Origin of the sequence: Rhodopirellula maiorica SM1 (assembly GCF_000346295.1) — a bacterium.
Lineage (GTDB): Bacteria > Planctomycetota > Planctomycetia > Pirellulales > Pirellulaceae > Novipirellula > Novipirellula maiorica.
The window spans coordinates 1-1,636 of sequence record NZ_ANOG01000975.1 but is presented as its reverse complement, the minus strand read 5'-3'; the positions used below and the strand labels follow the sequence as shown (position 1 = coordinate 1,636).

2 protein-coding genes are annotated in these 1,636 nt (G+C 53.2%); one reads left to right on the top strand and one right to left on the bottom strand.

Annotation, left to right across the window (positions count from 1 at the left end; genetic code table 11):
• Positions 1 to 167 precede the first annotated feature (167 nt).
• Positions 168 to 641, top strand: coding sequence for a nucleoside deaminase (locus RMSM_RS31535; protein ID WP_008707156.1), 474 nt, complete (start codon positions 168 to 170; stop codon positions 639 to 641).
• 25 nt (positions 642 to 666) lie between these two features.
• Here RMSM_RS31535 and RMSM_RS31530 read toward each other — a convergent pair.
• Positions 667 to 1,636, bottom strand: a 970-nt coding sequence (locus RMSM_RS31530) for an AI-2E family transporter (protein ID WP_040770547.1), incomplete at its 5' end; no start/stop codon positions are given.

Below are 1,636 nucleotides of genomic sequence, written 5' to 3'. Positions count from 1 at the left end.
CTGAATCAGCAGGCCGCTAGCATCAAAGCGGCTAAGATACGGACAGACTTCTGCCTAGCTGCTTTAATACAACTCCAATCGGCATGATTACTGCACAATGCGTTTGCATATCCTGCGTATCGTCCGGAGATCGCTTAACGAGCGAACAACAAGAAACAAATCGTAATATGATTGAACTGACCGAAGACCTTCTTAATCATTGGATGAGTGCCGTCTTGGCCAAGGGATGGGAGGGAGTTCGGGCTGGACAATCTCCGTTTGCAGCGGCGGTCTATACACGGCAAGGCGAGCCCATTTCGTGTGAATTTAATCACGTCCGCCGAACCAGCCATCCTTCACGCCACGCTGAGGTTTGCGCGATCGATCGGGCATGCGAACTACTTCAACGAACGACCCTTCGCGACTGCGTGTTGATCAGTTCGGCGGAGCCGTGTCCGATGTGTGCCGCCACTGCGGGAATGACCCGAATCCCATGGATTGTATTCGGTGCCCCAGCTAGCGTGATCGAACAAGCCGGTTACGGTACGTTGGGAATCGATTGTCACGCATTTTTCGCTGCGGCTAAACCGAACGCGGTGATTCGCGGTGGTATCTTGGCGGACCAGTGTTCGCAGTTGTTGCTACAAAACCCGAAGCAATGAAGCATCGCTGCGGACGGGTATTTCATCATGCTGTCTCTGCGATTGCTTTGTCTTCTTTAATCGGATCACATTCCTGTCCCACCTGGCAAGCATCCTCGCCCAACACCGCCGCCAGCGGATAGGTGAGCTCGAAGCTGGCGAACACCTTTCGCTGCACAATCAATAGTGGCACTGCTACAAAGATTCCCGGTATACCCCATAGGAATCCCCAAAATGCCACGGCGATCAACACAATCACCGGGCCAACACGCAATGTTTTTCCCAGGATTGAAGGGGTGACAAATTGGCCTTCGATCGCGGTGATCGACCAAAATGCGACTGCGGTTAGTACGGCACGCCACAAGGTGTCAAAGGTGCTTGCCGCTGCCATAAAGACGAACGCCGTGGCAGCCAGCGCGCCGACATATGGAATAAAGTTAAATAGCGTTGCCAAGACTCCCCATAGCACCGGAGTCGGCATGCCAATGGCCCACATCACGAGCGAAACGACAATGCCAAGCCCGATGTTGATAAAGGTGATCTGAGCGAGATATTTTCCGACCGACTCTTGAATATCGCCAATCTTTTGCAGCAATTCGTGTCGGCTGTGTTCGTCAGGCAACACATTGAGCACCCGGTTAAGCAAATCATCGCCCGAGGAAAGCATGAAAAAGGTCAATACGGCGACGGCAGCGATGAAGGCCAAAAAGCGTCCTGTTTTGTTAATCAGCACGCTCCGATCGAGGATTCGGGGTTTTTTGACCGAGACTTCGACGGTCGGTTCGGGCGTTGCAGTCGGCGCCGCTTTGTCGAGTTCTTCTTCGGCTCGGTCTAGTACCGTCAGCGGTTCTTCGATGGCCGCAAAGTTTTTCTTGATTTTGCTGATGCTTTGCGGAGTCGACGCGATCCACGTTTGGGCAGGGGAATACAACATTCCGGCAACAATGCCCAACGTGACGAAGATTCCCAGAATCAATAGCCCGCTGGCGACGGTTTGAGACAATCCCCATTGGCAC

What these genes read in the sequence shown, in the direction of transcription:
- RMSM_RS31535 (WP_008707156.1), top strand. Translation starts at nt 168, where the DNA reads ATGATTGAACTGACCGAAGACCTTCTTAATCATTGGATGAGTGCCGTC.